Consider the following 26,318-nt stretch of genomic DNA (forward strand, 5'->3'; position numbering starts at 1 on the left):
CATCGAAGGGTGGGCTTGGGGTGTTTGGGTTTGGGTTTGGTTATTTAAAAAGGTTCAGGGTTGATTTTTATCTGGCTCCAGACTCGTTAATGAATCCTTTTTTTGCTGATCTGGATCGTCTTTCAGATATATAGCTAAACATACAACTATCAAAGTGAACCCACAAAGCACCTCAAAAATTGACAAAAATTGTGAGAACCATTGCTTTGGATATATGTCACCATACCCTAAAGTTGTAATTGTGACTCCACTAAAGTATGTAGCTTGAATGATATTTAAAATTTTCTCACCAGACCAATTATCTGCTGGCAGTAAACTATAAATCAAAGCGAAATTCAAAATCAATTCAAAGTAACTTCGAAATGAAAGAATTAACCGATCATGATTTCGAAGATCAGCTCCATTTACTTTATCCTTGAACGGTAACCAACTCAAAAATCTAATTTTCAAATTTAATAAATACCGGAGGAAGGAATCTAACTTACTTACTTCACCCTTATCAGAGGATAATTTTATCCAGAGTATATAATACTTGGTGATAGTTGGAAAATTTACACGCCCGACAGAACTTTTGCCTGTGATTTTATCAAGAGCATCTCTCAGAAAAGCATAAAATATCTCAAAACACCTTGATAGTAGAAAAACCATCCATAACCAGACAAATAAAGGGTATAAAGTGCTTATTTTATTAGCTTCTTCCACACTGTAAATGATCATAAATATCAGCATAATCAAAAAAGATGCTATTGATATACCAAAGTAAAGCCAATTAAAGCTTCTAATAACTTTATTTTTATTTGATCCTTTCTTGAGAAAAGCTGCCAAAAACAATGTTGGACTCATAAAACCTAAAAGAAAAACATAAATCATTATTGTAGTACATCCTTGAAAGCTAAAAGTTTGATAGTGCGCTTACAAAATTACCCACAAAGCGTTATCTCAGCTTTGTAAATTCCTATTCCTTGATACTAAAAGACTTTATCGTTTCCTACCAGTCTAAAAAACAACTAAAGCCCACACTGGGGCTTTAGTTGTCTACTCATAATGTACGGACATAAGTATCTCACTCGCACCATTTAATAACTCAAGAATCTCTTCTCCACCCTCCATAGACATAGAATATTGATTAGTTTTTAGTTTTTGTATTGGCGGTCCTAGTAGATCTCCTGAATTAGAAAACTCTAATTCAGCAATACCATCATTCAACAAACGCCTAAATTCACTCCAATATTGATCATCATCAGGATGATATTTTTTTGCTTTATGCAGATAATCACCAAGCTTTTGCGCTACGTCTCTCCCTTTTTTTCTTACTGGTGTATATATAGTTTTCAAAATCAGTTCATTTGAGTTTGGATCTATAATTTCAATTACCGCAGTTTTTTCACCAAGCCTAAAAGCTTGCTCTAAATTTTTGGCTAGTTTTGCTACTTGCCAGCCACTCTTCTTTTTTTCAGATATATGAGTTTGAGCTTCTAAATATTCGCTCATACGCATTTCTATACCACAACGAATCTCAAATGCAGCATAGAAAAGAGAAGGAATAGTATTTTCAGCTAAAAGCTGATTAGCACGAAATAGGTAATCTTTTGATCTAATGCCATAACTCATTTAAAACATGTCCTTAATCAAAAAAGTTAATTGTTTTCAACTTATCCCTTTACCCCAATAAAAACAACAACTAAAGCCAACTTAGTGAGCTTTAGTTGCTTGCGGCTTAGAAGTCTACAAAGCTACGTTGGGCGTAGTCTTTGACGCGGGTGATGTTGTCGTTTACCCAGTCTGGTGTTTGTAGTCGTGCTATTTGCTGTTGGTACATGCGGACGGCTTGGATTAGGTCGATGAGTTCTTTTGATGGAACGACGACGGGGTCGCTTTGTATCTGCATGGATTTGACGATGTTGTTGAGCAGTTGATACTTGTCGGTTTCCGCTATGGCTAGGTTGTCTGTGGTGGCGGGAAGGTGTTTTTGCTCGTTGAGCTGTTTTTCCATTTGGTTGAAGGCGTTGATGTAGGCTTCTTTGAACTGGGCGGCTTTGGTGCCGGTGAAGCCCATGCCCAAGAAGACGAAGCCGTCGCGGGTGATGCGATACATAGGCCGAGTCTTGTCTTGTTCATCTTTGTATTCAGCCAGCTCAAAATTGAGCGCGCTAAATTCCGCACTGCATTCAAGGCTTTCTATTTTGCGTAAAACGTTTCTGTGATGTTTGCCAAAGAATTTGGCGAGATCAGTTGAAGTGGTGGTAATTTGATCGTTGGTGATTTGTACAACGGGTGCGTCGATGCTTGAGATAATGTCCGTAGCCATGTTTGGCCTCCTGTGTATGAAGTTGACCACCTTGTGAGGTACTAATCTCAGTAAGGTGGTGGATCTAAATCAGGTTAGTACTACCGCCACAGGAACGGCCTAGCCGAAGCTAGCCCAACAAAGACCCACCATAACAGGCAAATCTCGGCCACAAAAAAACACGCTCTGCGTGTTTTAGGCCGCTGTGTAAACGGGGTACTAATCCCGGCACTGGATTTTGCCAGTGCAAGGAGAATGTTAGATCAAGATTGGAGTGGGGTCAATGTTAGACATCAGATTGACATGATTTCTGAGTATAAATAACTGGAAATTAATGAAGTTATTACAAATATATAAAATTAAAACACAAAATTAAGCGACTAATTTTTTACCTATAAAACCCTTTAGTCCAACACTTAATACATCGCTAACAGTTTTAGCCACTACTTCGGCAAGACGACATGGCACTGCATTACCTATCTGTCTGTACATGGCACTCTGGCTTCCTGCCATTTTATAGTCATGTGGAAATGATTGTATAGCTAGCGCTTCATCAACGGTAATTCTTCGCAATCTAGATGGAGCAATACCTGTTCTTGGAGCTAAGCCTTTTAGCAGCTGCCCATGATAATTAACTACATAACTTGGTTCACCATTAAATATTTCAGCTTCATCAATAATAGGGGTTTTATTTCCTCCCATAGATGCAGCTAAAGTCAAAGCAACTCCATTAGGATTTATTGGTCTACCTGCACCATTAAAAAGCATTCCAGCATAAGGACTCTTCCTTAGAACTGGATTTTTAGCGTATGTAATAATAGCAGAGCACGTTCTGCTATTATTTAAACTTCCAGCTGGTCCCAAACTTCTGATAAGGTCTGAAACAACAATAGGAGATTCTTTTTTTAGATCAAGAGAAGCCATCAATGCAGCTTGAAACTCTAATGAAGACACTTTTGCCTTTCCTTTCTCAACACCTACGAGAAACATACGCTCACGAGCTTGAGAAACGCCATAGTCAGAGGCATTTAATACTATAAGTGCTGTTATATAACCTAATGAATTAGACTTCTCGATCAAACCATCGCGAACCAAACTCCATCGTTTGTTAACGGCCAAAGCTTTAACATTTTCACAAACGAAAGCTCTTGGTTTTAGAAGTTGTATTTTATCAAAAAAACTCCAGATTAGCTGGCTTCTTTCATCCTCTGGGTTCATTTTTCCAGCAACAGAAAAACCTTGGCATGGTGGGCCACCAAAGACTAAATCCACATTTCTAAACTTAGACAAGTGATCTTTATAATCACGAAGGTCTCCGCAAAGGCTTGTTATACTGTGATTCAGGTTGTACGTGTCACAAGCGGCTTTATTAATATCATTTGCAAACACAACATCAAATCCAGCATTAGCAAACCCAACATCCATACCACCAGCGCCACTAAATAAAGAAACTGCTGAATACACTTCTCTCACTTAACACCCTCAGTTTATTAAATAGACTTTCCAGACATGTGACTCATAGTCCGTAGTCTCATAGTCAACACAAACATATGATGCATCACATGAGTGAAAATATCAAATGTAACCATAAAATTCTATTCGGCAAGCGTCTTAAAAAACTCCGCCAAGAAAAGGGAGTTTCACAAGAAAGTCTTGCGTTAACTGCTGGCTTAGACCGGACATATGTCAGTGGGTGTGAAAGAGGACTCAGGAACATTGGACTTGAGAACATCTACAAACTAGCCATAGCACTTGAGGTTTCACCTGAGCTGCTCTTTAAGGAAGAGGATTAATCAAAAATGATATATAGACGTCTACTAAGAACATTATTACTACCTATCGATCTAAGATTAGAGCAAAACTGCATTGAAACGATGACTCAATACTTCAATCAAGTTGCAGGAACATCAAGCGATGATCATACAGTATGGCTAGATGGTCAAGTTAATAGTTGGGATGAAACAGGCAACGCATCGATCCAATTAAAAGAATTAATAAACAATTTACTAGAAAATGGAAATCAAGATTACGCTACTAAAATAAGTGAAAGTTATTTTAATGCTCATACAGAATTAGTAAGCAATCAACTTGTACCATCGAAGTTAGCAAGGTCCTTTTTAAGTCATTTACTACTTATAACTAGGCTTGCTGATGAAGAGAAGATGTCCTGTGCTCAAATCTCAAAAATCCTAGATGCAATGAACCCATCAGCAGGCTTTGGACGTCGCTCTGTTGAAGCCATTCTGAAAAAAATGAAGATGGCACCATCAATAACAACTGCAAATATCACCGATCTTTTTGAGACCGATAAAAGCTTAATTTCTGAGTTTTTTGGTGATGCGACATTAGATGAATGTGCAATCACTATAAGTAGAGTAGCTTATAATCTAGGCTTCAAAGGTGAGTTAAATGAATACATGTCTTCTTTACTTACTGAAGAAGAGTTAGATAAATTTACTCCTTACGTTCAAATTCTACACTACCAATGTTCAATTTTAGAATACTACGATCATAACGTGAAAGACTTTTATGAGTTTTCTCCAAGAGGGCAAGCCGCTGCACGATTATTCAGCTCTTACCCCAGCGCAATGCTAAAAGCAGGAAATCCTTTTCTTAACAATGCAAAGTCTGTGGGGCAAATTAATTTTCCATGGGCAGCCGCCAAAAAAAATAACGAGTTCCCTGGCGCCTCAGCCCTATTCTCTATATTGGATGGACTGGATGAGATGGGCTATGCAGCAAGACAAGAATTAGCATTATGGATAAGATGTTTTATTCATAAATTTATGGTTACTGCTGAACCACTTGATACTCCCCTACCTAACACCCTTGATGCCAATTTGTACTCTCCACTTATCAACAATATAGCGAGAGAAAACACATCAACTAGAGGCATAATTGAACAACGCTTGGTTGACTCTTTAGCTGGGATAATGCATTTAGGACGTGATGGATGGGTTGGAAGAGGCATCGGTGACTCTGTAAATGCCTCTAATTTGAGTAAAAAGAAACTAGGTGATTGCGACTTTCAACATATTGCAAATAGAAGAGCTGTTGCTTATGAGGCTCATGGTGGAGAGCTAACCCAAACCTACCTGAACGAACATTTAAGAACACTACCTAAGTCTGCACAGCCGAGAATAGATGAGTGGAAGACTTTTTCTAATGCTTCAGATTGGCACGTAAATATTATTTTTGTGGCGCATAGGTTCAATGTACAGCCTCCTGCAGAAATCAATATTGATGGAGTAACATTCAACATTACCTTTATTTCATATAATGACTTGATTGCTCAGACGACACAAACGCCAATAAATGAAGTAATAGATAGACACTTATTGGCACCTCTTTCAAGAAACAATACGCCATCCTATGTAAGGCAAACACTCCTAGATTTACTGGTATGATGTTTAATCATTTTTAAAAGAGATAAACTTAGGCGTAAGTGAATCATATTTTTCACCTACGCCTAACTCCCCCTCTTATCCGTCAAGCTCCCATCTGCCCTTGTGGCGACGTCCATGTTGCCCATCATGCCCTGTGCAAATTCGGCCTTGAGTCTCTCTATCACTTGGTCGCTGACTTGTTGATCATAGCTTGGATTGCCTGTCGGTGTTAGGTGGATGGTTGGCGCGAAGGTCATGCTTTTGTTGTTGTTTTGTAGCTGTTGGCTTTGCTTTGCGATGGCGTCGGGTGCGGGTTGGTCGGTTTTGTCGTCTTCAAACCATCCCCCAATTTTGCCGCCGATCCATTCGCCCAAAGAGCCACCGCCCATGCCGCCTGCGATGGAGCCGACGATTCCCCCAATGGCGGTGCCGATTATGGGCACGACGGAACCAATGGCGGCACCGGCTAAGCCGCCCGCCGCCGCGCCACCCAAGCCCCCTGCCATGTCGCCTGCGGTGGCGCCTATTTCGGTGCTGTTGCCTTGGGATATGGCGGAGGCAAGGCCTGCGCCTTGTAGGGCGATGTCTAATGGTCTGAATAGTTTCCCTGCGCCTTTTAGTACACCACCCGCCATGCCGCCCATGGGAAGCATAGAAGACAATCCCCCTGCGGCGCCCGCTAGGTCTGCCCCTGTCATGGCAAGGTCGGCTACGTTAGATAAGCCACCCGCATTGGCTGACCCTGAGAACATGGACAAGGCCGCGCCGCTGCCGAGTAAGCCAGCGAGTCGACCGTATTTGCCAAGACGAAAGCGTCCGCTTAGTCGGGATGGTCTTGTGGGTGTGGCGCGTTGTGTTGTGCGGCCTTGCAGGTAGTCTTTTTTGCGTCGTTTGCGTTCCTCTTTGCTGAGTCGTTCGCCACCGTAAGACGTGGGGCTTTGTCGTGCGCCTGCTCCGAGTCCGTTTAGTTTGCGGTTGAGTCGGTCGAGGGAGCGTGATGCTCGGTTGGCGCTTTGGGTGGTTTGGTCGGTGGAATTGGTGAGTTTGGTTTTGCCAAGATTGAAGCGATCGCGCCCGTTGCCAAGGGTGAGTTTGGCGAGTTTGAAGGCGATAGCTCCGGCTTTTACGACAGCAATCGCCGCGGCAACGCCCATTAAGCCTGTGGCCAGTTCTGGACTGCTTTCTGCTAAATCAGCCACGTAATCAATGGCGGTCATTAGTGGTGGTAAGGCGGCATCGAGCACGGGCAAAAGGCGATCGCCTAACACTATGGTCATGCGGTCGAATTTGGCGCTCAGTTGACCAAGCATATGGCCACGAGTGGCGGCGCGGTTGGCGTATTCGTCGTTGACGCTGTTGGCTCGGTCGGCTTGGTTGGCGACTTTGGCAAAGGCGGAAACAAGGCCGTTTTTGTCATCGTCCAGTGTGGTGACGAGTTTGGCGACCGCGCCTTTTACTTCTTCCCCAAAGAGTTGCGATATCACCGCGCCTCGGTCTGTGGCGTCTACGTTTTGTAGGCCGCGCATGACTTCCACAAGGGTGCCTTGGGCGTCTTGCTGCATCAGTTCCGCGAGGCTCTTCCGCATCGAAGCCAATGCGCCCCATGGCGCTTTGTTGGCTTTTTGTGGCGGCAAAGCCTGCGGTGAGCCTTCCGGTGATGTTTTTCAACGCGGTCGAGGCCACCTCTTCCGTGGCACCGCCTGCGATGAGGCTGGCAGACAGTGCAGCGGTTTGGTTGTAGCTAAGCCCTGCGCCCATGGCGGTGGAGCCTTGGCGTACCATGACGGCGGCAATGTCCTTTGCCTTGGCGTTCATGTTGTTGCTTAGGTAGTTGGTGCTGTCTGCCAGGTCTAGGGCGTTCTTTTGTGTTAAGCCCATGGCCGCACGGAATGTCGCGAGGGTTGAACCGGCTTCTTCTGCGGATACGTCCCACGCGACGCTCATTTTTGTGGCGGCTTCGGCAAACTGTAAGAGCTGGTCTTTTTCTATGCCCGATTGCCCTGCAGCGGTGACGATGTCGGCAATGCCTTCTTGCTGTACGCCAAGGCGGCCAGCGAGTTTCATCATGTCGGTGCGGTATTGGGCTTCTTCCTTTTTGTCGGAAAAGTCGACAACCTTTTTGACGTCGGCAAAGGTGCTTTCGTATTCGACGGCCCGTTTACCGGCCATGATGAGTGGCGCGGTTTTAACGGCTAGGCCGACCGCTTGCCCGACGAGTTCGCCTTTTTGGGCGTTACGATCGGCAATGCGCCCTTTTAGCGTTTGGATCTTTTTTAGCTTGGCTTGCTGGCGGTCTAGGGCTTGGCTGGCTTGGTCGGTTTGGCGCGCGAGTTTGAGTTCTTGGGCACCGAGTGAGTTGACTTTTAAGCCTGCGGCGCTCATGTCTTTGCGTAAGCCACCTAGTTCACGGGCTTGTTTGCTGTAAGACGTTTTTAGTTGGTTCGATGCGATTTCGGCATTTTTGGCGGCAACTTTTTCTTTTTTGTAGCTTTGTTCGGCGGCTTTTTTGGCTTTGGTGAGTTCTTGCACCTTGGCGGTGGCGGCTTTGACTTGCTGCGATTGCGCACCGTAGGCTTCTGCCGCTTTTTGGGCGTTCTTTTGGGCGTTGGCCAGTGCGGTGGCATGTTGCTTAGCGGCAATGGCTTTTGCGCTGGTAAGTTCTTGTACTTTGGCCGTGGCGGCTTTGGCTTGCTTAGACTCGGCACCGTAGGCTTTGGCGGCTTTTAAGGCTTGTGTTTGCGCGTTTGCCAGTTCCGCCGCGTGTTGCTTTGTGGCGGCCGATTTGGCTTTGGTGAGTGCTTGTACTTTGGCCTTAGCGTCACTGACTTGTTGCGATTGCACACCGTAGGCTTCAGCCGCTTTTAGGGCGTTTTTTTGGGCATTGGCCAGTTCGGTGGCGTGTTGCTTTAGGGCGACTTTGGCGCTTTGCTCGCTTTGTTTTAGGCGGTTTGTCTCTTGGGTTGCCTTTGCCATGGCGTTGCGCGTTTCGTCTAGGCGGGTGCTTAGGGTTTTGAAACGGGTAATGGTTTTTTGTTGGTCACCGAGCTTTTTTAGGCTGTTGTCTGTTTCTACGATTTTCTGTTCGAGTTTGCCAGCGGTCTGCATGGCGTTGTGGAACGGTTTGCTGAATTTGTCGACCGCTGACAGGGCGATGGATATTTTTTTGTCGGCCATGGCTTACCCCTTTTTAATACCCAGTTTGGCGGCGGCTAGGTGGTAGCGGCGCATGGCTTCGTCGATGCGCCAGTTTAGTATTTCAGACGGTGGAACGTGGTAAACCAGCGGGATGATGTCGGTTAGGACTTCTACGTCTTTGGGCGAAAGTAGTCCGCCGGTTGTTCCAAAAAATCGATAAGGCGCTCTTGTAGCTGGTTCCAATCTGGCAGGCTGAGGCGCGCTAGTTCGGCTTTGGTGAAACCTGAACAGCTTGAGCTAATGAAGATGGTGCGTTCCCATTCGTCTTCGTGGGTGTCCATTAGGTCGGTGGTGGCGACGGTGGGCGGACGGAGTTTGTAGCTGGTTTTTTGTTGGCCATCGTCACCTTGAATGGGGATGAGCAACGTCGGCGCGGCTTTGTCGAACTCGCCTTCGATTAGCTGGCTGGCGGTGGCGTTCATCAGCTCTAGCACGTGGTTTTGAATGCTGGTGTAGTCGGGTGTGACGAGGGTTTTTAGTTCTTTTTCTGTGAGGCCCGTGCTTTCGCTAATACAAGCGCGAAGTAGCTTGGTGTCGTTGTTCGCTTTGTGTTTTTCACTTTTGTTTTGCTGGGAAAAGTCACGGTGTTGCCCCATGGTGATGGTGTGGATGGTGACGGTTTGGATTGGCTCGCTTTTGTCGCTTTGGATAGGCCAGACGAGTGTGTGCTTTTTGGGTTCAAACATTTGGATTCTCTTCAATTAGATAAAAAAGCCCGCTCGTTTGATGGAGCGGGCAAAGGGGCTTCAAGCTTTTTGACTATTAAGCGTTACGGCAAACCAACGTTGCGGCGGTGTTCGGCGAGGATGTCGCCATTGCCGAGGTCGAGGATTTGCGCGTTGCGGTCGATCTCGTAAATGGTTTTACCGGACTCGGTTTTCTTGTAGGCGCTGACGGCCATTTCCATTTCGTTGTCGGGTAGCTCGCCCATTTTACTGGCGGATTCGGTAACGCTGGTGATCTCGCCTGTGACGCTGTATTTGATGGCGAATTTGTTGCCGTCTTCGTCTTGGTGGGATTCGTTGACGTTGATTTGGCACATTTCGCCATTGGCTAGCCCAAACGCAGACAGCAAGGTTTGGCTCGCGCCTTTGATTTTGAACTTTGCTGTGAGCTTTTCTAGCCCCACCATGACTTCACCAGGGATGAAGGAACCGCCACGGGTGTCTTGCATGGTCTTTTTGACTTCGGGCGGGGTGAACTCGTCGAGGCTCTTTGATTAGTGGCTCACCGTTGATGATGGCCATGCGGGTAATGCGGGTACGTTGTCCGGCCATTATAAAACTCCTTCTAAGAACGATTCGACGATGCCAACGTCTTCAATTAGGTGATACACCATGTGTTCGTTTGGCGCGTAACCGTGGTATTTGATGGCAATGTGCCATTCGCCGTTGGTGTAGTTTTCGACGTTGTTGAGCGTGGGGTGCAGATAGACTTGCGCGCCCATGATAGTTTCGTCGGCTTGAAGAGATTTGAGCCAGAAGTTGAGCTTTTCAATCTCTTGGTTCATGAAAGATTCGCTTAGGTTGCGCGCCATGGCTCGCTGGGCGGTTTTCGCTAGCTTGCGGATGATGGCGTATTCCAAGCCCACTTGTGAGACGAATCGCCCCATGACGCAACGGTTACCAATCAACGAGAAGCCGCCCATGGAGGTACGCGCAAAATACGAGATACCGAAGCGGTTCATCAGGTCGCCGTTGGTGGCTTTGTCCATGATGTTGTAGTCGATTGTTCGCGCTGTGCCTTGGATCAAGGCGCCCATGCCGCCTTTGGCGGGGCTTTCCCATGGTTTGACTCGTGCAAAGCAAGACAAGGCAATGGCTGCGCCTGAAAAGTACACATTGCCTTTGGCCGCTTGGCTGTAAACCGATACGAACGGATCGACCACATAGAATGCGTCGTAGCCCGTGCCTTCGCCACCTAATGACTTTGAGTATTCGATGGCGGCGTTGTCGTTGGTGTTTGGACCATCGCCAACGGGGATCGCGTAAAGGCGTTTGCCCATTGCTGCGAGTGCATCCGCTACGGGTTTGGTATTGAAGCCCGGTGCGGCAATGTGGGTTGGCACTTCTTGGCAATCGCTTAAGGCTTGGATGCCGGTTCGTTGGCCTGTGGCGGGATCGATTTTACCTATTACCTTGTTGATGGTGTCGGCTGTATCTGTACCCTCTTCCACGATGACGACGTACACCGGCACGGAAACAATGCGGAGCAGCTCGTAACAAGTACGGTAAAGCGTGCCGCGTTCTGTGCCTGCCATGTCTAGCTTGGCAACCGCGGCCATATTGGCAATGCGGATTGGGCTGTTTTTTGGCCATTGTGGATCGGCGTCTGGCGCGGTGCCAACCACACCGACGACCACACTGCCCAACGGCCCCATTGGTGGCGGCGCGGAGTGAGTTTCGACGCTGATTCCGTTATGTACAAAGGATGCAATTTCTGGCATTACGCCTCTCCTTTTGGTTTAGCGGTCGTTGTCGCAAGGGCGACTTTACCGCTGAGGATTAAGTATTCTGCTTCGCAAGGAAGCAAATCGACCGTGGCGCCTTTTTCATGCCAATGCTTCTTGTTCGGGCATTGGTAAGGCGAGAGAACGGTGTATTTTTGCCGAGGATTAGGCGGCTGTTTCGTGGTCATGGGCTTTCTCCAGACGTAAAAAAACCGCTTTCGCGGCTATTTAGTGGGGTTGGTAAGGATTTTATTCCGTTGGCAAGGGATAGCGCTCTTTGATCTCGGCGACTTTATCGCGCCACTTTTGTTCTGCTTCGTCCGTTTTGTCGTATTGCCATTCCATGTAGAGCGGGTCGGATTCGGCTTTATACGTGGCTTCGCGTTGAGCTATTGCTAACGCCAGACGTTCGTCAAAAGTTGGTTCTGGCTTGGGGGGTTCTTTCAATAAAGCGCCCTCGGGAAGCTCTTCGCCATCTTCCGTTTTATGTTTTGAACCATCCGATAACCAGTATTCCTGGCTTGCTGGGTAATATTCCCAGTTGCCAGAAACAAAGCCTTGAACGAAGCCTTTCTTTTCCGGCAACAGTTTTTTATCTGTTGCATTACGAAGCGGGACAGGCTTCTGTTCTGGATCGAACGGATCGATTTGCTGTCGAACCTTTCCGACATATGGCCATATCATTTTTGATCTATCAAATACATTTAGTTCCGACATAATTAGACCTGCTCCTTAAATTAAAAACTCAGCGTTTTGGGAGTAGTTTGATGGACGTGTTTCAATTTCAGAGCCTATAGTCACAAGGTTTTGAGTCGCCGCTCCTGAATGTCCAAGTAGCGAAATGTTTCCAGATGATGAGGTAATGCTAATAGAGCCAGTAGACAATGAAACCAAACTCGATCCTCCAGCGTCACTTCTAATAGTAAAAGATCCTTTTTCTATAGCATGTTCTTGGTAGCTACCAATTTCACGAACGTTATCAAGCCCAGTTAAATCGCCATTCCCAAAACGAATAAATGCCCCTCCAAACGTTAAAATGGTAAATGTCGTAACACCATCACCATCACCAAACCGTGCGCCATACTTTTTTAAATCAGCATCTTTTGTGGCCTGATTGACTAGACCATCTTTCCGCGCCAACGCAAATAAAATAGGATGTAAATCACGACGCAATTCACCACCGTCATATTGCATTTTACATGCACCCGAAATGAAAATGGGGACGTAATCAATCGACCAATTAAAGAAACCGGATTTCCAGTTTTTGGATTGATCTGTCCTGTCAGGTGTAATGATCCATCGATATAACACACGGTCGCTAATGCTGTTTCTATTAGCTGTGTATCGCTTGTTATACTTGCAACAGCTATAGGATCTAAACCATCAAATTTGATGGTTACTGTGGGTGCTGTATTTGTTGCTGATACGATAAAACTAAATTCGTCATAATCGTTTAGCTCTGTGATTGGAGTTACGCCTTCTTTGCTTATTAAAATAATATGGTTTTCATCTCCTAATACACTGAAAAACAGCTTTTGCCCCCGCAACCTATCTACGTATCTTTTTGCACTAGACAAAGCGGTATTTGCTTTTGATGTAGCATCTGATTTAGCCGTACTTAGCGTTTCACTTGCTTTGCTATCCGTGTAGTTCTTCGCACTATTTAATGTGCTATTTGCTTTTGTAGATGCATCGACTTTAGCAGAGTTTAACACTTCAGCCGATTTACTATCCGTGTAGTTCTTCGCACTAGATAAGGTGTTATTTGATTTCGTCGTTGCATCTGCTTTGGCTGAGTTTAATGTTTCAGTGGCTTTGCTATCCGTGTAGCTTTTCGCACTAGATAAAGCATTATTTGATTTCGTCGTTGCATCGGCTTTGGCTGAGTTTAATGTTTCAGTGGCTTTGCTATCCGTGTAGCTTTTCGCACTAGATAAAGCATTATTTGATTTCGTCGTTGCATCGGCTTTGGCTAAATTTAATGTTTCAGTTGCTGTGCTATCTGTGTAGTTCTTCGCACTAGATAAAGCATTATTTGATTTCGTCGTTGCATCGGCTTTGGCTGAATTTAATGTTTCAGTGGCTTTGCTATCCGTGTAGCTTTTCGCACTAGATATAGCATTATTTGATTTTGTCGTTGCATCGGATTTAGCAGAACTTAACATTTCTGCAGTCTTACTATCCGTGTAGTTTTTTGCACTACTTAGTGCACTATTTGCTTTAGCTGCGGCACCTTCGTCCGTTTCGTATTGCGGGTGAGGATCTCTGTCTTCGGAGTGCTCTTTTTTTAGATTTTCTAGGTCCGTAGGTGTAGCAAACTGCACAGAAGGATCAATTTTTATTTGAATTGAATCTGCATTACCTGGAATAAACTTGAGTCGGATGGTGTAGCTTTTGCCCTGCCCTTCTTCTAGCAGAGGCTTGTAATCCCCCGCCTGTCGAGCATAGGCATATAGATAGCCATCTTTGGTTTTAACACCCGCTTCTTTAATAAAAAAACCACCATCGCTGGCTGGAATTTCTGCTCGGGCAATCCAGACATTAGAGTCTTTTTCATCTTTTTCTATGGTTAATCCATATTCGCGAACTTGATGTATCAAGTCGGTTCTTTCGGCAGGCGAAGCGGAATCGGCTAACGCACCATCCCCAATGACCAAAACAGCTAAATCAACGTGGCTGTTATTAAATTTTGCATCACGCTCAAGGCCAAAGCCTGTTTGCGTCACATAGGTTCTATAGTCGCTCATTTCTTGCTGGCTCCGATGTGGAAATGATTCGTAGGTGTTGGGCAATGCCCGTATGCGTTAATGCGTTAGACCCGCCACCACTTGGCACAAAGGGCGCGGAGGTGATGGTGACTCCGATCTCGGCGGCGACGGCAATGCGCGGCGAGGCAATCGACTCACGCGCCAGATCCATAACATAGGAATCTCGCTCTGACTTCATTTCTGTAAGAAGCTGATCTATTCGAGCATTGATCTCTGGCGTCAATACACGATCGGAAGCATAAACCCAAATTTGAAAGTAATACGGTTCTAACTCATTGGGCTTTTTAAACCATGGCGTAACATCAGCCCCAAAACCCATTTGCCCAAGTGCTTTAATAAACCCTGCTCGCGTACCGCTTAGCTGCCTGTTTCGCCATGCCTGTTGTGTACGATCTCTCTTGACTTGTTCGGTGTCTGTCGAGTCCCACACGGGTACTTGTCGATCAATTCCTAGTGTGGCAATTGCTTTAATTGGTGTTTTCTGTGCATCCAGCAATTCTGGGTATGGATGATCAATCGAGTACAGGGCTTCGCTCAAGGCAAGCTCTAATGCTCGCTCGAGCGGGCTGCGGTTATCCGGTAAAACACTATAGGTTTTCAGTGTTGACGGTAATTTGGACTGACTCAAGGTAAGGCGCCTCGTTGAATTGGCAACGCAATGGCTCTGTGGGTTGCAGTATGTCGCCTCGATGGGATCCGGTTGTTTTTAGGAGCACGCTATACAACATAGACAGCTCGATACTGCCGCCCAGTCTGTGTTGTTGCTCGGCATACTCTCGCACGGCTTTTTCTGCGGCGGCTTTGACCATATCGGCATCGGAGCCCGTTCGGATATAAAGCACGGCTTCACAAGACCAAGGCTTGATGGTTGGCGCTTTGACGGTGAGTAAATCGGTCTCTTGGGCGATGTCGTCCCGCTGCATGTATTGCTGTGTTGCCGCAATCAATGCCTCAGCAGGGACACCGTTATTTGCATGAGCCAAGATGAAGCAATCCACTTCCCCTGGTGCAACGCGTCGTGCTTGAGCATCTTTTGTTTGTCCTGCCATCTCGTGCGGTTCGAATTCATATGTCACCACGACTTTGCTTTTACTTGGGCTCTCCACGGTGACTTTAGGGCGTCCGCCTAAGGTCATGGCGTTAAATCGATAACCCGACCGTGTGCCAGTTGTTGCTAATGCATAGGCGGCTAGGTAGTAACGTGTCAGTAACGCTTCGTTGCTTTCGACGGTCGGTGGCACTGGGGGAAAGGCGTTTGGGTCGCCTTCATCGATTATTTGCCGCTCTACCCCAAGTTGGCTGGCGATCAAATCCACCATGGCATCGTCGGTCGCATACATGCCAAACATCTGTAACGCCTGGGCGTTCATTTGCCTAAATTGGCTTTGCAATATGACGGTGAATGCCTCGGTGAACTTGGTTAACAACTCCGCTTCGTTTTCAAAGGTCTCACTCACACCTGCCACATCGTCCGGTGCGTTTTCTGACAAGTACGCCAGCACGCTTTGTTTAACCGTTTTGAATAGATCATCAAAATTTGGGGTGGTGATGATCTCCGGTTTAGGCAGTGGATTTTGATGGGGAAACATCTAACGGCACCTCAAATTTAATAGTCTGTCCATTCCACTGACCTTCGAAATATAAGGCCAATCCATTGGTTAATCGCTTGGCGACACAGCGCGACGGCACAAAGTCCGTTAGGCCGTTGATTGGTTCGTAAAAGGCGCCAATCGCAGCCGCTTGCAGACGAATAAGCATACTGTCGGCCATGTTTGCGCCCATGTATTGACGAACCTCACTCCCAAAGGTGGGGCGTTTTGCTCGCCCTACTTTGGGCGTAGTCATGACTTGGGTAATACGGCTCACAAGTTGATCGAAGCCATCTATCTTGCGGCCTGTTTTGCGGTCGATACCAACCATTAAGTCACCTTGTATGTACCTGCAGAAGATCCACCTTTAACCGGCACCTCTGCATTTTGAGTGATGTGATTCACAATGCCTTCCGCAAACGCCAACCACCAAGCATGCCCTGCGGCTTTGTCTGCTAGCGGTTGAAAACCTCTGGCTTGCATGGCGGATTCTATGTCTTTAGCGAGTTGTTCGGGATTGAGTGCCATGTTGAATACCTCTTTACCAGCGCTTATTTGCCAGCAGTGACGGTGGATGAACAATCAGCGTGGGGTAAGCCTGTTACCATGCATTTGTGCGCGCCGGTGACTACGCCAGTGCCTTTGTTCAGTTTGATCATGCTGCCGTCGACCGTGACTTCACCACCTGCTTTGACCTTGGCAGTTTTATCGACATTGACGACCACATCACCTTTCACCTCGACTTTGAGAAGGTGATTTTTCGCATGATAGGAAACGAGCGAACCGTCTGGATAAAAGCGGACAATCTCGTTTGGGTCGTTACTGGGCGCGGGGAAATCATCGCTAAATAACCCAATCAACGCGACGGTTTGGGTGCCGTTATTGCCTGCGCCGTAGTTAAGTAATACCGCCTGTTCGCCCACGGATGGACATCGATAATCTGACGTCTCGCCAGCGGCGTAAGCAAACCAACGAATAAAAGGCGTTTTAAGTTGGCCGTGCTGCACCTTAATCAAGTTGCCAGATTCGTGAACGGCTATCACTCGGCCAAGGCGAATGATGCTTTGTAGGCGTCGCCTTAGGTCTTCGGTTTCTTCACTTAGCTCTTCGATTCGATCAAGATACGGTTGCAACATATCCCGAACCATAGCTTCAATCAGTTGGCGCATTAGAGGCTCCGGTATTCGTCTTGGTCGTTTTCATTGGTTGGGTTGGTCGCAATGCGAATGCCGCTTTTAACGGCTTCAGGTTGCCAAGTGGATGCACCGAGATAGAGCTTTTGTTCCCAATTCACCACCCACGAATCGAAACCGCCACAGGTGTCTTTGCGAAAATTGCCAGGGTACGCCTCGACGTTAAATGGCTTCTCTAACACGGAACCTTTTAACCAAATGCCCTTTTCATAAACGAACTGGGATACAGCCACGGCAAACTCTTGGAGTTCCATTTGTAGATTTGGGACTTCACGGCCCAACACACAATGAATGGCAAACTGCGCCACGACGGGATAACGACCATCGCCAACATCTGGCGCTTTGGGCAGCTCTTCAATGTTGAGCAGGCAAGCTGGAGCGAGAGACTCAAGGTTTTCGCTTGGGTCGTAGCTGTCAATGGTGACTTTAGGGAAACGACCTTTTAAAGCATCGATAATGGCTTGGTGTACATCGCTTAAATTGATATTGGTTAGCACTCATTGCCCCTCGACGTTCATCGCAAAGTTGATTTCTTGCTTTAAGATTTGGCGAAAGCGCGCTTCGGCTCGCACGTGATAGCGTTCTATGATTGGTTGAGCGATGTCATTAATAAGGAAACGCTCTTCTTCGATGGGCAGTTCTGTCCATTGCCCATCGGCTCGCTTTGAACGCTTACCACCTGAGTCATTTTTGCGTTTGAATACGCCGCTGTGACCATTTTTCATGGTGGCGATAAAGGCGCCAACAAAATGATGCTTTCCCACTCTTACGCCAATGTCTGTTTGCTTGGGTTTGCCCAAGGCCGCTACGGATATGGGCGCTAATCCAAACCAAACATTCACCGTGCGTTGGCCGTTTTTGATGTAAAAGGTTTTGTAATAACGTGCTGCTAACACTCGCTGAGGAACCGACAAAGCCACTCCTAACTCACGTTTGGTTTGGGTCTCTAGCCAGCGCGCCACTTTCTTAAGCGTTCGCGTCACGGCTGTCTGAAGCTGACGGATAGACAGTTCTAATTGATCTTCTAACTCGGCAACACCTTCCCCTAAATCGATTTGTAGGTTCATACATTACCGCCAGTTGTGGTCTTTGTTTTGCGTCACTTTTAGGGGAAGCACGATTTCATATTCACCCTGTTGAAAGGGTAAAATCAGATAGGGAACGCCGTCTATTTCGAGGCGATCCCCCTCTTCGCAGGGGCAATGGTGGGGTGATACGCAAAAGGTCGCGGTGACCACATCAACATGCAATTGCCCTGCTGTTTTTGATTTCGACGTGGTGTTCACGTCGCGTTCAATGAATGAGAACGTCCCTGTTATGGTGCCTGTAGTACCAGTTTGCGATATCCATATCACGTCTTGCCCAAACTCTTTATCAATGTCGCTTTTGAGTGCGTCTAAGACAGCACGATGACTGAGATTCATAAGCGCCTCATAGGTCAAAAGATAAGGAGTTGGGAAAGAAAAAGCTCTGTTAGTTAGAGCTGTAGATTTCAGCTAACAAAGATGGATCACGAGCGATTGGCAAGTAAATCGCGCGGGAGCGGATTTCCAAGCCTTCGTCATGGTCCAGTTCTTTGGTCGTGATATGACACTCACGGGCTTTGGCGGAGCTGGCATGCAACACATCCGCTGGCGCGCGCAACATGCACCATAAGTCATTGACTCCAACTGGGTAAGAAGCGCCCTTTGTAGCCACTTCATCCGCTTCGTCGGCAATAAACTTAATACCACAAATGTTGATTTGACTTGGATCATCAGCGAAAGCCACCACGCGTTTTGCATGAATTTCATCACTGTAGAATTTTTTGATGCTGTCGTGGTTGAGGATCTTTTCAATCAGTTCCTGACCAATTCGGCACTCAACACCTTGCAGCGTTAAATGACCATGCTTTTTGGCATTATCGACCGTCTGCTTACGAAGTGCTTTTAACAAAGTAGGCACATCCGTTGTGGCAGTACCTAGCTTCAAGTCCAGCTTACGTTCTTCCACACCCAGCACTTTATGCAAATCAATCAGAACCGCGCCTTTTTTGTTTTTCACTTTGCCTTTCAATGCAGAATAGGCAGTAAATGCGGCAGTATAACGATGGTTGCTTTTGTGCTTACCCATATGGCTCTTGACCAAAGCCGCTAATTCTTGCGCTTTAATCTTCTTATCACGAAGTGAACCAATGCGTGACAGGTCACTAGGAACAATTCGCGTATCAAATGGATAACGAATCAAATGCACTGGTACTGCGTTCTCAGCATCGTGTTCGTCAATGTTTGGATTTTGGCCGATTTCACCGGGCATCAAGACTTGAAGTTGTTTACCAGACTTCACAATCATAACAGTACGGTTTTCGACATTTTCCACTTTAAACATGTTTAAAACGTCAGTATCGATGTGAACCGATGCATTAAAACCCGCTGTCAGTGAGACAAGTGAAAACGCCTCGTGATCGAATAAATCTTCCATTACTGTGACCCTTTTTTGATAACAATGAATGCTTTTTCAAGCTGTTCTGTGATGGCCGCTTTGATCGGCTCCGTCACCCCGTCTGGCCATGCGATGTACAGCGTATTGAATACCGAATTCGCCCAGTAAACCTTGCCGCCGCCAGCATGAATGCCGTAAGCGTCGCTACCATCGTAGCCTTCCGCTGAAACATCTAGTGCCTCACCCTCTTTGGTGACAATGGCCCACTCTGGCTGATCCTTAGCAGCATCGATTTGCTTGATGCACAGCTCGCCACGCTCGTGGGTCCAGAGAAGAATTAACGAGTCGGAGACCTTATTTTTAATCTCTTGCATTACGCTTCCTCAATCAGTTGCAGCATGTCGTAGCTCTCTTCCTTGTGAGACTCCAAACCGCTGGTTAATGAAATGTCTTCGTCTTTTTTCGCGGCGGCTTCCTTCAATGCTTTTGCCGCGGCCTCTTCACTGGCGTTGTCTTGAATAAGCTGACCTGCCATTTCTGGAACACCAGCAGCTTTGGCAAGATGGTTAATCTTTTTCGCCAGCTCTGTTTGATTGTTCGCTTGGGCAAGGGACGATTGCTGTAACGCAACGATTTGCGCTTTTAGGTCGCTGGTTTCCGCTTCGTGGGCCGCGTTGATTTGTGCGACTATTCGTTTGTGTTTTGCATCTGTCATCATGGTATGAATCTCGTCCTCTGTTTTGATGCCATCAATTAGGCCGTGAGTGAGTAAATCGCGAGCGCTAAAAATCTTGGCTTGCAATGCTTGAACTTGAGTGGCGTCAACGCCTCGGTTTTGCGCCACCAATTGAAAAAAGGCATCGCCCAACTGGTTCACCATGACTTGGTGACGTTCGCGCTCTGCCTCACTCAATGCCAAATGCGGTGAACCGTCGGCTTTGGCTTCGCCTGTGGTGAAGTAAGTAATGGTCTCTTTGTCGTTATGGATTTCACGACGGCCAAAGATCACACCAATGGAACCCGCCATGCTGTGTGGGCTGGCATATAGCTCAGTACAAGCGCAGGCCAAGGCATAATTGGCAGAATAAGAACCACCATTGATGAAGCCAATCACTGGCTTAATCGCGCCAATTTCTTTGATCAAGTTAGCCAGATCAAAACAACCCGACGCTTCACCACCGGGGCCGTCGAATTCGACGAAAATACTCTTCACCGAATCATCTTGAACCAGGGCGTTGAAGCTTTGCCGCAAGTCTCGGTAAGACAGTATTTCATTACAATGCGCGTCTAAGCCATTGAAGCGGTGCGAGGTGGGACCAAAGACCGACAAGTGACAAAAGGTGTCGACTCGTCCGCTTTTTTCGCCGCCTAAAAACAGGCTTGGGTTCTGGTAAAACTGTTTGAGTAACTCAAAGTTGGCTTGATGAGCGTCAATCGTCATCATCATCGGGGAGTTCGTCATCAACTGCAGAAGATGCCGCATCGTTTATTCCTCTTGATTGTTTCGCTTCTTGGCTTCGTTGAACGCCATCCAAATGTTTGTCGAGTGTTTTGCCGCGACTGTTCGAGACTTCTTCCAATGATGTGATGTCGTTTTGAACTTCTAACACCAGCGCCTTAGCGGCTTTGAGTGGGTCAATTTCTTCCCATTCTGGCCAAATCCATGTGGGGTTGAGATAGGTGTAAGGGTTCTCAAAATAGTTTGGCAAACTCTCGGATGTACCTAGATGGAGTGCATCAATAAACCAGCCTAAAATCCGGTTAAACGCAGGGCCTAAAACGATGTCTCGTAATTGCCCAACTAAGCGGCGATGGTTGATCATGCCCGCACGAATACTGGAGTAGTTAACTTGCGTTAAATCCCCCGTTAACATTTCGTATGTGATGCCCAACAGCCCCGCAATCATTCGCAACACTTGGTTGTTATGCTCTTGATAGTTGCCTGCAATCTCAGCGGGTGACGCGGTTTTAATCTCTTTCACACCATTCAAGAAGGTCACACCACCGGCATTATGCACAAGGCGTTGAGGCGTTCTTTGGCTCGCTGGGCCGCTTGCGGTTTGGCTGACTTCGTTTTCTTTCAAGGCAAAGACTTGTTGGCCAACGCGCTTCATCCGAGACTTAATCTCGACGGTTTGGTTGTCTTGGTATTGCTTGGCGAAGTCTGCACCAGGAGAAATCCAAGGCTGTGCCGTGCTTTGCGAAACATGCACCACATCACGAAGATGGATCACGTCTTCAGCGGGTATCCAATTCACCGAGTCTTCGTCAAAGTCTGGGTGATCTCGTGGCAGTTTGTAAAAAGCGTACTTTTTCACTTTGCCGTTTTTGGCGTACATGATGCCGCCACGAACGTAACTCCCTGACCCTGTTCGCTCTAAACCAATCGCCAGACTTAACGGGCTAACGACCTGTATTTGCAAAGGTATGCGGTGCAAGGTTCGACGACGCACAATGAACGCGCTGCCATCCAGTAGCATGGTGATAACGGCTAAGGCTTGTACGCCTGCAAAATTGGTGTTTTCGTAAAAGTCACAATAAAGCGTCCATTCCTCATAACTTTGAATGAAGGATTCACTGAACAATTTAGGATCGAAAACCGGCTTTGCACCGCCACCGATACAGCTTGCACGAAAGCGAGACGCCCCCACTCGCAACAAGGGATTATTGCGAATAAGGTGATGGCTAGCGGTGATTTCTTTTAAAAGAACGTTTTCGCTTTTCTCGTTATCATGCAGCTCAGCGCCTTTGAATAAGGGCGATTTAGCAACACTGGAATAACTCAAAATACCACCTCAACATCGACGCTTTCCATCAAGGGAACAGACTGCAAATCACTGATCATTTGACGCTCTAACGAACGTAACTCGGACAAGCTCACGTCTGTGTATTGCATGGAAGTACGCCCACCTTGCGGATTGGTGTATTCCACGCGCACTTTGCGCTTACCTTGCACTAGGTCGGTTATCGCTTGCTGGACGATTTTTAAGTTGTCATCAGTAGAATAGATCGTCATCAGTAGTCTCCATAATCTGACGTTTCGTAATAATCGCCGTAGTCAGTTTCGATAATATCGTCTGTGATTTTGTGGGCGTTTGGATCAATCAAGCCAAGCGGCTCTTGGGGTGACGCGTCTTGTATTTCGGGTCGTAAGAAGTCGTAAAGCCACAGCACGTAAACGAGCAAATCCCAAGGCTCGTTGCGCTTTTGATCGGGCTTTTTGTCCCACTTCACATTGCTGCCACTGCCTTTCAATTCCTCGGCAGTCAGCATTTGGAAATAGACCAAATCGAACACATCGTTTACGGGGAAATGGATAAAGTTCTTACCCGGCATTTCGTTGTTTAAACGTTCTGCCGCGCGGTTTTTAAGTTGATGAACGTTAAGGCTGCGATACTCACATCGTGCTTCTGGGTGAACCTTGTAGGTGAGTGTGAATTCAGGTTTGAATTTGGTTTTTGCATTCCCTTCCCCACGAATGGCAAAAATCCAACCTTGATATGGGGCGCAAAATTCCAGCATGGCTTTCCACGCATGGCCGTTACAGTCCATGGCCGCCGCAAACACGCCAATGGTTCGCCCATCGGATAAGGTGAATTCGGTTTCTAATTCGCGGATGAGGTTTTGCTGGGTCGAAACATCTTCAGGGTCACCATGGATTTTGCCATAGTGAATTGCCCACATTTCGCCACGCTCACCAACCGCCCAAAAGTGATAATCAAAGCGATTCTTTTGGGTATCGATCGTCGCCAAAACACAGCGCACTTGTTCAGGCAAAGACTCCATTGGCGAGTAGTATTCTCGCCGCTTATACAACTCTTCGAAGTTGTTAAGCTTGTGCGCCCGTGATGCGTCCGAGTACTCCACGCCCACCTTCGTATTCATGAAGGTTTGCATTTTGCGTGGGTCTTTTTTCGCCTTGTCGTATTCGGCGGCAATCGAAGGCAACGATGTGTTCGGGTTGTCGTTGTAGGCCGACCAAATATGAAAGCCCGCGTCTATTTTGCCGCGCTCGTTGGTGTCGCCCGGTTCGCCACATTTGCAGCACAAAGCGGAGCCGGTTTCGTCCCATCGTTCTGGCGTTTGATGAACGCCACAGCATTCAAACTCTCGCGTGGCGCGCCATTCCCCCGCCTCCACCATGTTGAATTTATGGTGCTCTTCAATCTTGCCGCTGCAATGAATGCAGACGAAATGCGCGTCTTTGTAATTCTTTGGCGAGTATCGGAAATTCTCTAACTTTAAGCGCTGCTTGAAATCGCAATGAGGACAAGGCACATACAAATAACGCTGATCGGTTCGCAAAAACTCGCGGGTGATCTTACAAGTGCCTGCTTCTTTTGGTGTGGAGCCAAGAACAATCTTGCGTTGTCCTTCACTCTCAGTACGCGTAATAGCCAGATCAATCGAATCACCTTCTTTGTCAACGTTATCTGGATAACCCGATATCTCATCCATAAAGAGATATTTTATCGTCACCATCCTGAAGCTACTGGCAGACGTGGCCCAAACAACGGACAAATCACCACCAAAAAAGCTCTTCTCGGTTGAGGTGTTTTTGCCGTACAACTTAGACATCACTGATGAGCAGTGATTAAACACCTTACCTATCTCTTTCGTAGCGAACTTTTCCGCATCGCCTTGCGTGTTCTGAACAATCATGATGTTGCCAGGATCATTCGATACCAGCCACGCCACCGACGTGTTTATGAATATGGCGTAACCAACACGCGCACTTTTAGACAGAACGATTTTTTCAATATAAGGCGATTCAAGCGCAAGCAACCAAGCCTTTTGAAATGACTTTGGCGGGTATATCTGAGCATCGGAATTATAGTTTTCCTTACTCCACGGTATTAACGGTATCTTCTTCGGCGGGGACGTAATGCTTAGAATATTTTTCGAGAATGCTCTCGATAAGCGACGGTAATTCATCATTTCCAAGCTCGTTCAAACTGTCAAAAGCACCTTCAACCACCTGCTCAATGGATTTCACCTCTTTTGGTGTAAGCTTTAAGCGTTTTTGTAACTGATTCGGCACGTCTAAAAGCTGCCTTCTAAACATAGAAAGTGGGCCATTTACCAACTCCAACAAGGCGTCATATGGCACTAATTCACCGCTTTCACGGCCATTTTGTAGATGGAGTTTTATTGCCGCCTGCTTTTCCTTCTCTTTTTTCCAATCTTCGAGGGTTTTTGGCTGTTGTGTATTTCTTCTAGTTCCCCCCGATTCCCTACCTCTATTAGCCTTCATGTGACGTATCTTTTCAGATTGATATTTCACATAAGAATGAACAGATTTCTCAACATCAATTTTCCCCGAAGCTAGGTAAATCAATTCATAGCCATCTTTAACATGGTTTCGAATTGTGCGATCAACAATGCCAAGCGCACTTGCAAGTACAGTTATTGAGCCTCATTACAAAATATTCTCATTTAATCGAAAAAGTGGATAAAACCGGAATAGGAATAACAAGTTATTTTCTGAAAAATTTCTGTGACCCCGCGAGTCTTAGACCCGCAGAAAAAAGGCCCCCATACAGAGTACCTTTTCTATACAAATCAACAACTTAAACAAAATTAAAGACATTAACCTAACGGTCAGGAATGACGTAAAAACAGCCTTTTTTGAGCGTTTTTTCTCAAAATACACATTGGCTGTTTTTGTCACGGAAAACAGCTCTATCAACAGCTAACAAAAACGAGCCAAATTGAGGGGAAATTCAAGATTCGTTCAGGGCCTTTTTTACTTCCTCAACAAGCTTATCATCCAGAGTATTGCTGCTCTTTTTTGTCAGGAATTCGGCCACATGTAGGAATACGGCAATTAACACCTTTTCAGTGACCAATTTAGTCAGTAATGTCTTCAAAATGGCTAGTAAAATCGTGCTCATACGTATTGCTCCTTATCGATTCCGTACAGCTCAAACGGAAAGTTATTGACGAACTCATGCACCGTTCCAGCGCCATGAATTGTGTTGTAGTGATCTTTCCAGTATGCCCCTAAAGCCTTGATATCATTGGCTTCTGGCAGTTTCTCTGGTCTTCGATAGTAGTGGACACGACACATCGCAATGGCATATCTGAGGTTCCAAATAAGCGCAACATGATCAGGCCAACCGTTCACATCATAGGATTCATCAACACTATCAGACGTCATCATCAACAAAGCGTGTCGGATTGGTCTCTTATACTTGATGAAGTTCAACCAAAGATCTTTGTGCGTAGCTGGCTCCATCTGAATCAAGCCAAGTGCTGGGCCTTTCCCTAATTGCTTCAGATACGAACCGTGGGACTCCTGGGCAATCGTCCCTAACACAAGCTGTTCAGCGGCTAATGAATACATTCCCAGCTGCTGTAACGCAGGCACCACAACGTATTCACGTAATTGAGATAGGTTTAAACTCATGACAGGCTCCGCTTGAATCGATTGATAAATAGTTTGATTGCTTCATCACCCATCAGCCCCGCTACACCCGACATAAAGCCTGTCATCGCTGGCGGCATGTTCATCGACGTGCACAAAAAGAACGTCAACATGCCCAAGAAACCGCCAGTAAAAACCGCGATAAGCATATGAATTAATGAGAATTTTTTAGAATTTTGCTGAAAGTCACGAAGATATTTCACAGCCCCACCTAGCACACCGACCATGACGAATGCCGCTGTTTGTAGGAGGCTCATCCGGTAGGAATTTCATATGGTGCGTCCAGTCCAGAAACGAAAAAGCCCCGCAAAAAGCGAGGCCCAGAAATGACAAAGCCCCGCACTTGGCGAGGCCTGATAAGTTGTGTTGCTGTCAGATACAAAACTAACAGCGTGGAGATACTTTAGCGCCTAATTCCCTGCCTCGCAAGCCTTGCGCGCGCAAAAGCAAAATGTCGTTCTCTTCTTATGAAAGCGACATTTTATGGTTAAAGCCTTGTATTTATTGAGCTACAGCAAAGCGGCTTCACAACTCAATGGCGGCATGTTGGCGGCAAATCACAGGTGTTTTTTGATAAATATGTTTTGTTCAGGCACAAAAAAA

Annotated in this window: 33 protein-coding genes; 2 read left to right on the forward strand and 31 right to left on the reverse strand. The window is 46.5% G+C overall.

The annotated features are described in order from the left end of the window. Window positions 1-54 precede the first annotated feature (54 nt). From AC0L6V_RS10005 to AC0L6V_RS10020, 4 genes are all read right to left on the reverse strand, one after another. The gene (locus AC0L6V_RS10005) at window positions 55-870 is read right to left on the reverse strand and encodes a potassium channel family protein (RefSeq protein WP_265218895.1); all 816 of its coding nucleotides are present in this window, start codon (window positions 868-870) and stop codon (window positions 55-57) included. 165 nt (window positions 871-1,035) lie between these two features. Continuing rightward, complete coding sequence (locus AC0L6V_RS10010; protein WP_265218893.1) at window positions 1,036-1,611, reverse strand: hypothetical protein; 576 nt, start codon at window positions 1,609-1,611, stop codon at window positions 1,036-1,038. 106 nt (window positions 1,612-1,717) lie between these two features. After that, entirely contained in the window at window positions 1,718-2,308 is a 591-nt protein-coding gene (locus AC0L6V_RS10015) for a Rha family transcriptional regulator (protein WP_265218892.1), read from the reverse strand. Between the two features lie 351 nt (window positions 2,309-2,659). Beyond that, a complete protein-coding gene (locus AC0L6V_RS10020) occupies window positions 2,660-3,760 on the reverse strand; it encodes a DNA cytosine methyltransferase (protein WP_265218891.1) in 1,101 nt (366 codons plus the stop codon). An 89-nt stretch (window positions 3,761-3,849) separates the two neighbouring features. Here AC0L6V_RS10020 and AC0L6V_RS10025 point away from each other — a divergent pair, with 89 nt between their 5' ends. Together AC0L6V_RS10025 and AC0L6V_RS10030 are read left to right on the forward strand one after the other, a co-directional pair. Continuing rightward, window positions 3,850-4,080, forward strand: a complete 231-nt coding sequence (locus tag AC0L6V_RS10025; protein WP_265218890.1) for a helix-turn-helix domain-containing protein — start codon at window positions 3,850-3,852, stop codon at window positions 4,078-4,080. A gap of 6 nt (window positions 4,081-4,086) precedes the next feature. Next, window positions 4,087-5,694, forward strand: a complete 1,608-nt coding sequence (locus tag AC0L6V_RS10030; RefSeq protein WP_265218889.1) for a hypothetical protein — start codon at window positions 4,087-4,089, stop codon at window positions 5,692-5,694. Window positions 5,695-5,756: 62 nt separating this feature from the next. On the opposite strand, the gene AC0L6V_RS10035 is transcribed toward AC0L6V_RS10030, so the two are convergent. The 27 genes from AC0L6V_RS10035 to AC0L6V_RS10165 form a co-directional block, all read right to left on the reverse strand. Continuing rightward, the gene (locus AC0L6V_RS10035; protein WP_418139085.1) at window positions 5,757-7,199 is read right to left on the reverse strand and encodes a phage tail tape measure protein; all 1,443 of its coding nucleotides are present in this window, start codon (window positions 7,197-7,199) and stop codon (window positions 5,757-5,759) included. Continuing rightward, window positions 7,087-8,847 carry a phage tail tape measure protein gene (locus AC0L6V_RS10040; protein WP_418138995.1) on the reverse strand — a complete coding sequence of 587 codons (1,761 nt, stop codon included), beginning with the start codon at window positions 8,845-8,847 and terminating at the stop codon, window positions 7,087-7,089. The genes AC0L6V_RS10035 and AC0L6V_RS10040 overlap by 113 nt, the downstream gene beginning before the upstream one ends. A gap of 131 nt (window positions 8,848-8,978) precedes the next feature. Next, window positions 8,979-9,569, reverse strand: coding sequence for a phage tail assembly protein (locus AC0L6V_RS10045; protein ID WP_409419750.1), 591 nt, complete (start codon window positions 9,567-9,569; stop codon window positions 8,979-8,981). A gap of 68 nt (window positions 9,570-9,637) precedes the next feature. Then, on the reverse strand, window positions 9,638-10,042 hold the full coding sequence (locus AC0L6V_RS10050; protein WP_418138996.1) for a phage major tail tube protein: 405 nt from the start codon (window positions 10,040-10,042) through the stop codon (window positions 9,638-9,640). Window positions 10,043-10,144: 102 nt separating this feature from the next. Further along, window positions 10,145-11,248 (reverse strand): phage tail sheath protein, encoded by a 1,104-nt coding sequence (locus tag AC0L6V_RS10055; protein ID WP_265218883.1) that lies wholly within the window; start codon window positions 11,246-11,248, stop codon window positions 10,145-10,147. 65 nt (window positions 11,249-11,313) lie between these two features. Continuing rightward, window positions 11,314-11,505, reverse strand: coding sequence for a hypothetical protein (locus tag AC0L6V_RS10060; RefSeq protein ID WP_265218882.1), 192 nt, complete (start codon window positions 11,503-11,505; stop codon window positions 11,314-11,316). Window positions 11,506-11,566: 61 nt separating this feature from the next. Then, a complete protein-coding gene (locus tag AC0L6V_RS10065; RefSeq protein WP_409419752.1) occupies window positions 11,567-12,034 on the reverse strand; it encodes a hypothetical protein in 468 nt (155 codons plus the stop codon). A 15-nt stretch (window positions 12,035-12,049) separates the two neighbouring features. After that, window positions 12,050-12,490 carry a hypothetical protein gene (locus AC0L6V_RS10070; RefSeq protein ID WP_265218879.1) on the reverse strand — a complete coding sequence of 147 codons (441 nt, stop codon included), beginning with the start codon at window positions 12,488-12,490 and terminating at the stop codon, window positions 12,050-12,052. Beyond that, window positions 12,436-14,043 (reverse strand): phage tail protein, encoded by a 1,608-nt coding sequence (locus AC0L6V_RS10075; RefSeq protein ID WP_418138997.1) that lies wholly within the window; start codon window positions 14,041-14,043, stop codon window positions 12,436-12,438. Before AC0L6V_RS10075 ends, AC0L6V_RS10070 begins: the two co-directional genes overlap by 55 nt. A 7-nt stretch (window positions 14,044-14,050) precedes the next feature. Next, window positions 14,051-14,713: a phage tail protein I gene (locus AC0L6V_RS10080; protein WP_265218875.1), complete on the reverse strand. Its 663-nt coding sequence runs from the start codon at window positions 14,711-14,713 to the stop codon at window positions 14,051-14,053. Further along, entirely contained in the window at window positions 14,673-15,674 is a 1,002-nt protein-coding gene (locus AC0L6V_RS10085; RefSeq protein ID WP_418138998.1) for a baseplate J/gp47 family protein, read from the reverse strand. Before AC0L6V_RS10085 ends, AC0L6V_RS10080 begins: the two co-directional genes overlap by 41 nt. After that, window positions 15,646-16,005, reverse strand: coding sequence for a hypothetical protein (locus AC0L6V_RS10090; RefSeq protein ID WP_265218872.1), 360 nt, complete (start codon window positions 16,003-16,005; stop codon window positions 15,646-15,648). Before AC0L6V_RS10090 ends, AC0L6V_RS10085 begins: the two co-directional genes overlap by 29 nt. Continuing rightward, window positions 16,005-16,202: a hypothetical protein gene (locus AC0L6V_RS10095; protein WP_265218871.1), complete on the reverse strand. Its 198-nt coding sequence runs from the start codon at window positions 16,200-16,202 to the stop codon at window positions 16,005-16,007. The genes AC0L6V_RS10090 and AC0L6V_RS10095 overlap by 1 nt, the downstream gene beginning before the upstream one ends. A 23-nt stretch (window positions 16,203-16,225) precedes the next feature. After that, a complete protein-coding gene (locus AC0L6V_RS10100; protein ID WP_265218870.1) occupies window positions 16,226-16,843 on the reverse strand; it encodes a phage baseplate assembly protein V in 618 nt (205 codons plus the stop codon). Next, window positions 16,843-17,364 (reverse strand): hypothetical protein, encoded by a 522-nt coding sequence (locus AC0L6V_RS10105; RefSeq protein WP_265218869.1) that lies wholly within the window; start codon window positions 17,362-17,364, stop codon window positions 16,843-16,845. Before AC0L6V_RS10105 ends, AC0L6V_RS10100 begins: the two co-directional genes overlap by 1 nt. After that, window positions 17,365-17,934: a hypothetical protein gene (locus tag AC0L6V_RS10110; protein WP_265218867.1), complete on the reverse strand. Its 570-nt coding sequence runs from the start codon at window positions 17,932-17,934 to the stop codon at window positions 17,365-17,367. Window positions 17,935-17,937: 3 nt separating this feature from the next. Further along, window positions 17,938-18,291 carry a head-tail joining protein gene (locus AC0L6V_RS10115; protein ID WP_265218866.1) on the reverse strand — a complete coding sequence of 118 codons (354 nt, stop codon included), beginning with the start codon at window positions 18,289-18,291 and terminating at the stop codon, window positions 17,938-17,940. 49 nt (window positions 18,292-18,340) lie between these two features. Further along, a complete protein-coding gene (locus AC0L6V_RS10120; RefSeq protein ID WP_409419755.1) occupies window positions 18,341-19,327 on the reverse strand; it encodes a major capsid protein in 987 nt (328 codons plus the stop codon). Then, on the reverse strand, window positions 19,327-19,662 hold the full coding sequence (locus tag AC0L6V_RS10125; RefSeq protein ID WP_265218863.1) for a hypothetical protein: 336 nt from the start codon (window positions 19,660-19,662) through the stop codon (window positions 19,327-19,329). Before AC0L6V_RS10125 ends, AC0L6V_RS10120 begins: the two co-directional genes overlap by 1 nt. After that, on the reverse strand, window positions 19,662-20,771 hold the full coding sequence (locus AC0L6V_RS10130; protein WP_265218862.1) for a S49 family peptidase: 1,110 nt from the start codon (window positions 20,769-20,771) through the stop codon (window positions 19,662-19,664). The genes AC0L6V_RS10125 and AC0L6V_RS10130 overlap by 1 nt, the downstream gene beginning before the upstream one ends. After that, window positions 20,719-22,074 (reverse strand): phage portal protein, encoded by a 1,356-nt coding sequence (locus tag AC0L6V_RS10135; RefSeq protein WP_265218861.1) that lies wholly within the window; start codon window positions 22,072-22,074, stop codon window positions 20,719-20,721. The genes AC0L6V_RS10130 and AC0L6V_RS10135 overlap by 53 nt, the downstream gene beginning before the upstream one ends. Next, window positions 22,071-22,304: a gpW family head-tail joining protein gene (gene gpW, locus AC0L6V_RS10140; RefSeq protein ID WP_265218860.1), complete on the reverse strand. Its 234-nt coding sequence runs from the start codon at window positions 22,302-22,304 to the stop codon at window positions 22,071-22,073. The genes AC0L6V_RS10135 and gpW overlap by 4 nt, the downstream gene beginning before the upstream one ends. Then, window positions 22,304-24,073, reverse strand: coding sequence for a phage terminase large subunit family protein (locus AC0L6V_RS10145; RefSeq protein WP_265218857.1), 1,770 nt, complete (start codon window positions 24,071-24,073; stop codon window positions 22,304-22,306). Before AC0L6V_RS10145 ends, gpW begins: the two co-directional genes overlap by 1 nt. A gap of 58 nt (window positions 24,074-24,131) precedes the next feature. Continuing rightward, entirely contained in the window at window positions 24,132-24,626 is a 495-nt protein-coding gene (locus tag AC0L6V_RS10150; protein WP_418138999.1) for a hypothetical protein, read from the reverse strand. A gap of 385 nt (window positions 24,627-25,011) precedes the next feature. Next, window positions 25,012-25,182: a hypothetical protein gene (locus AC0L6V_RS10155; protein WP_265218854.1), complete on the reverse strand. Its 171-nt coding sequence runs from the start codon at window positions 25,180-25,182 to the stop codon at window positions 25,012-25,014. Next, window positions 25,179-25,697: a hypothetical protein gene (locus AC0L6V_RS10160; RefSeq protein ID WP_265218853.1), complete on the reverse strand. Its 519-nt coding sequence runs from the start codon at window positions 25,695-25,697 to the stop codon at window positions 25,179-25,181. The genes AC0L6V_RS10155 and AC0L6V_RS10160 overlap by 4 nt, the downstream gene beginning before the upstream one ends. After that, the gene (locus AC0L6V_RS10165) at window positions 25,694-25,972 is read right to left on the reverse strand and encodes a phage holin family protein (protein WP_265218852.1); all 279 of its coding nucleotides are present in this window, start codon (window positions 25,970-25,972) and stop codon (window positions 25,694-25,696) included. Before AC0L6V_RS10165 ends, AC0L6V_RS10160 begins: the two co-directional genes overlap by 4 nt. Between the last annotated feature and the right edge of the window lie 346 nt (window positions 25,973-26,318).

This window comes from Marinomonas sp. G8-14 (assembly GCF_055808935.1).

Bases quoted from the DNA above. Each gene is read 5' to 3' on its own strand.
- AC0L6V_RS10125 (WP_265218863.1), bottom strand. From the start codon at position 19,662: ATGCAAGAGATTAAAAATAAGGTCTCCGACTCGTTAATTCTTCTCTGG.
- AC0L6V_RS10030 (WP_265218889.1), top strand. From the start codon at position 4,087: ATGATATATAGACGTCTACTAAGAACATTATTACTACCTATCGATCTA.
- AC0L6V_RS10065 (WP_409419752.1), bottom strand. From the start codon at position 12,034: ATGTCGGAACTAAATGTATTTGATAGATCAAAAATGATATGGCCATAT.
- AC0L6V_RS10025 (WP_265218890.1), top strand. From the start codon at position 3,850: ATGAGTGAAAATATCAAATGTAACCATAAAATTCTATTCGGCAAGCGT.
- AC0L6V_RS10015 (WP_265218892.1), bottom strand. From the start codon at position 2,308: ATGGCTACGGACATTATCTCAAGCATCGACGCACCCGTTGTACAAATC.
- gpW (WP_265218860.1), bottom strand. From the start codon at position 22,304: ATGACGATCTATTCTACTGATGACAACTTAAAAATCGTCCAGCAAGCG.
- AC0L6V_RS10040 (WP_418138995.1), bottom strand. From the start codon at position 8,847: ATGGCCGACAAAAAAATATCCATCGCCCTGTCAGCGGTCGACAAATTC.
- AC0L6V_RS10120 (WP_409419755.1), bottom strand. From the start codon at position 19,327: ATGGAAGATTTATTCGATCACGAGGCGTTTTCACTTGTCTCACTGACA.
- AC0L6V_RS10100 (WP_265218870.1), bottom strand. From the start codon at position 16,843: ATGCGCCAACTGATTGAAGCTATGGTTCGGGATATGTTGCAACCGTAT.
- AC0L6V_RS10010 (WP_265218893.1), bottom strand. From the start codon at position 1,611: ATGAGTTATGGCATTAGATCAAAAGATTACCTATTTCGTGCTAATCAG.
- AC0L6V_RS10130 (WP_265218862.1), bottom strand. From the start codon at position 20,771: ATGCGGCATCTTCTGCAGTTGATGACGAACTCCCCGATGATGATGACG.
- AC0L6V_RS10035 (WP_418139085.1), bottom strand. From the start codon at position 7,199: ATGCGCGGCCTACAAAACGTAGACGCCACAGACCGAGGCGCGGTGATA.
- AC0L6V_RS10055 (WP_265218883.1), bottom strand. From the start codon at position 11,248: ATGGGGCCGTTGGGCAGTGTGGTCGTCGGTGTGGTTGGCACCGCGCCA.
- AC0L6V_RS10095 (WP_265218871.1), bottom strand. From the start codon at position 16,202: ATGGCACTCAATCCCGAACAACTCGCTAAAGACATAGAATCCGCCATG.
- AC0L6V_RS10090 (WP_265218872.1), bottom strand. From the start codon at position 16,005: ATGGTTGGTATCGACCGCAAAACAGGCCGCAAGATAGATGGCTTCGAT.
- AC0L6V_RS10050 (WP_418138996.1), bottom strand. From the start codon at position 10,042: ATGCAAGACACCCGTGGCGGTTCCTTCATCCCTGGTGAAGTCATGGTG.
- AC0L6V_RS10085 (WP_418138998.1), bottom strand. From the start codon at position 15,674: ATGTTTCCCCATCAAAATCCACTGCCTAAACCGGAGATCATCACCACC.
- AC0L6V_RS10155 (WP_265218854.1), bottom strand. From the start codon at position 25,182: ATGAGCACGATTTTACTAGCCATTTTGAAGACATTACTGACTAAATTG.
- AC0L6V_RS10110 (WP_265218867.1), bottom strand. From the start codon at position 17,934: ATGAACCTACAAATCGATTTAGGGGAAGGTGTTGCCGAGTTAGAAGAT.
- AC0L6V_RS10005 (WP_265218895.1), bottom strand. From the start codon at position 870: ATGATTTATGTTTTTCTTTTAGGTTTTATGAGTCCAACATTGTTTTTG.
- AC0L6V_RS10115 (WP_265218866.1), bottom strand. From the start codon at position 18,291: ATGAATCTCAGTCATCGTGCTGTCTTAGACGCACTCAAAAGCGACATT.
- AC0L6V_RS10165 (WP_265218852.1), bottom strand. From the start codon at position 25,972: ATGAGCCTCCTACAAACAGCGGCATTCGTCATGGTCGGTGTGCTAGGT.
- AC0L6V_RS10160 (WP_265218853.1), bottom strand. From the start codon at position 25,697: ATGAGTTTAAACCTATCTCAATTACGTGAATACGTTGTGGTGCCTGCG.
- AC0L6V_RS10060 (WP_265218882.1), bottom strand. From the start codon at position 11,505: ATGACCACGAAACAGCCGCCTAATCCTCGGCAAAAATACACCGTTCTC.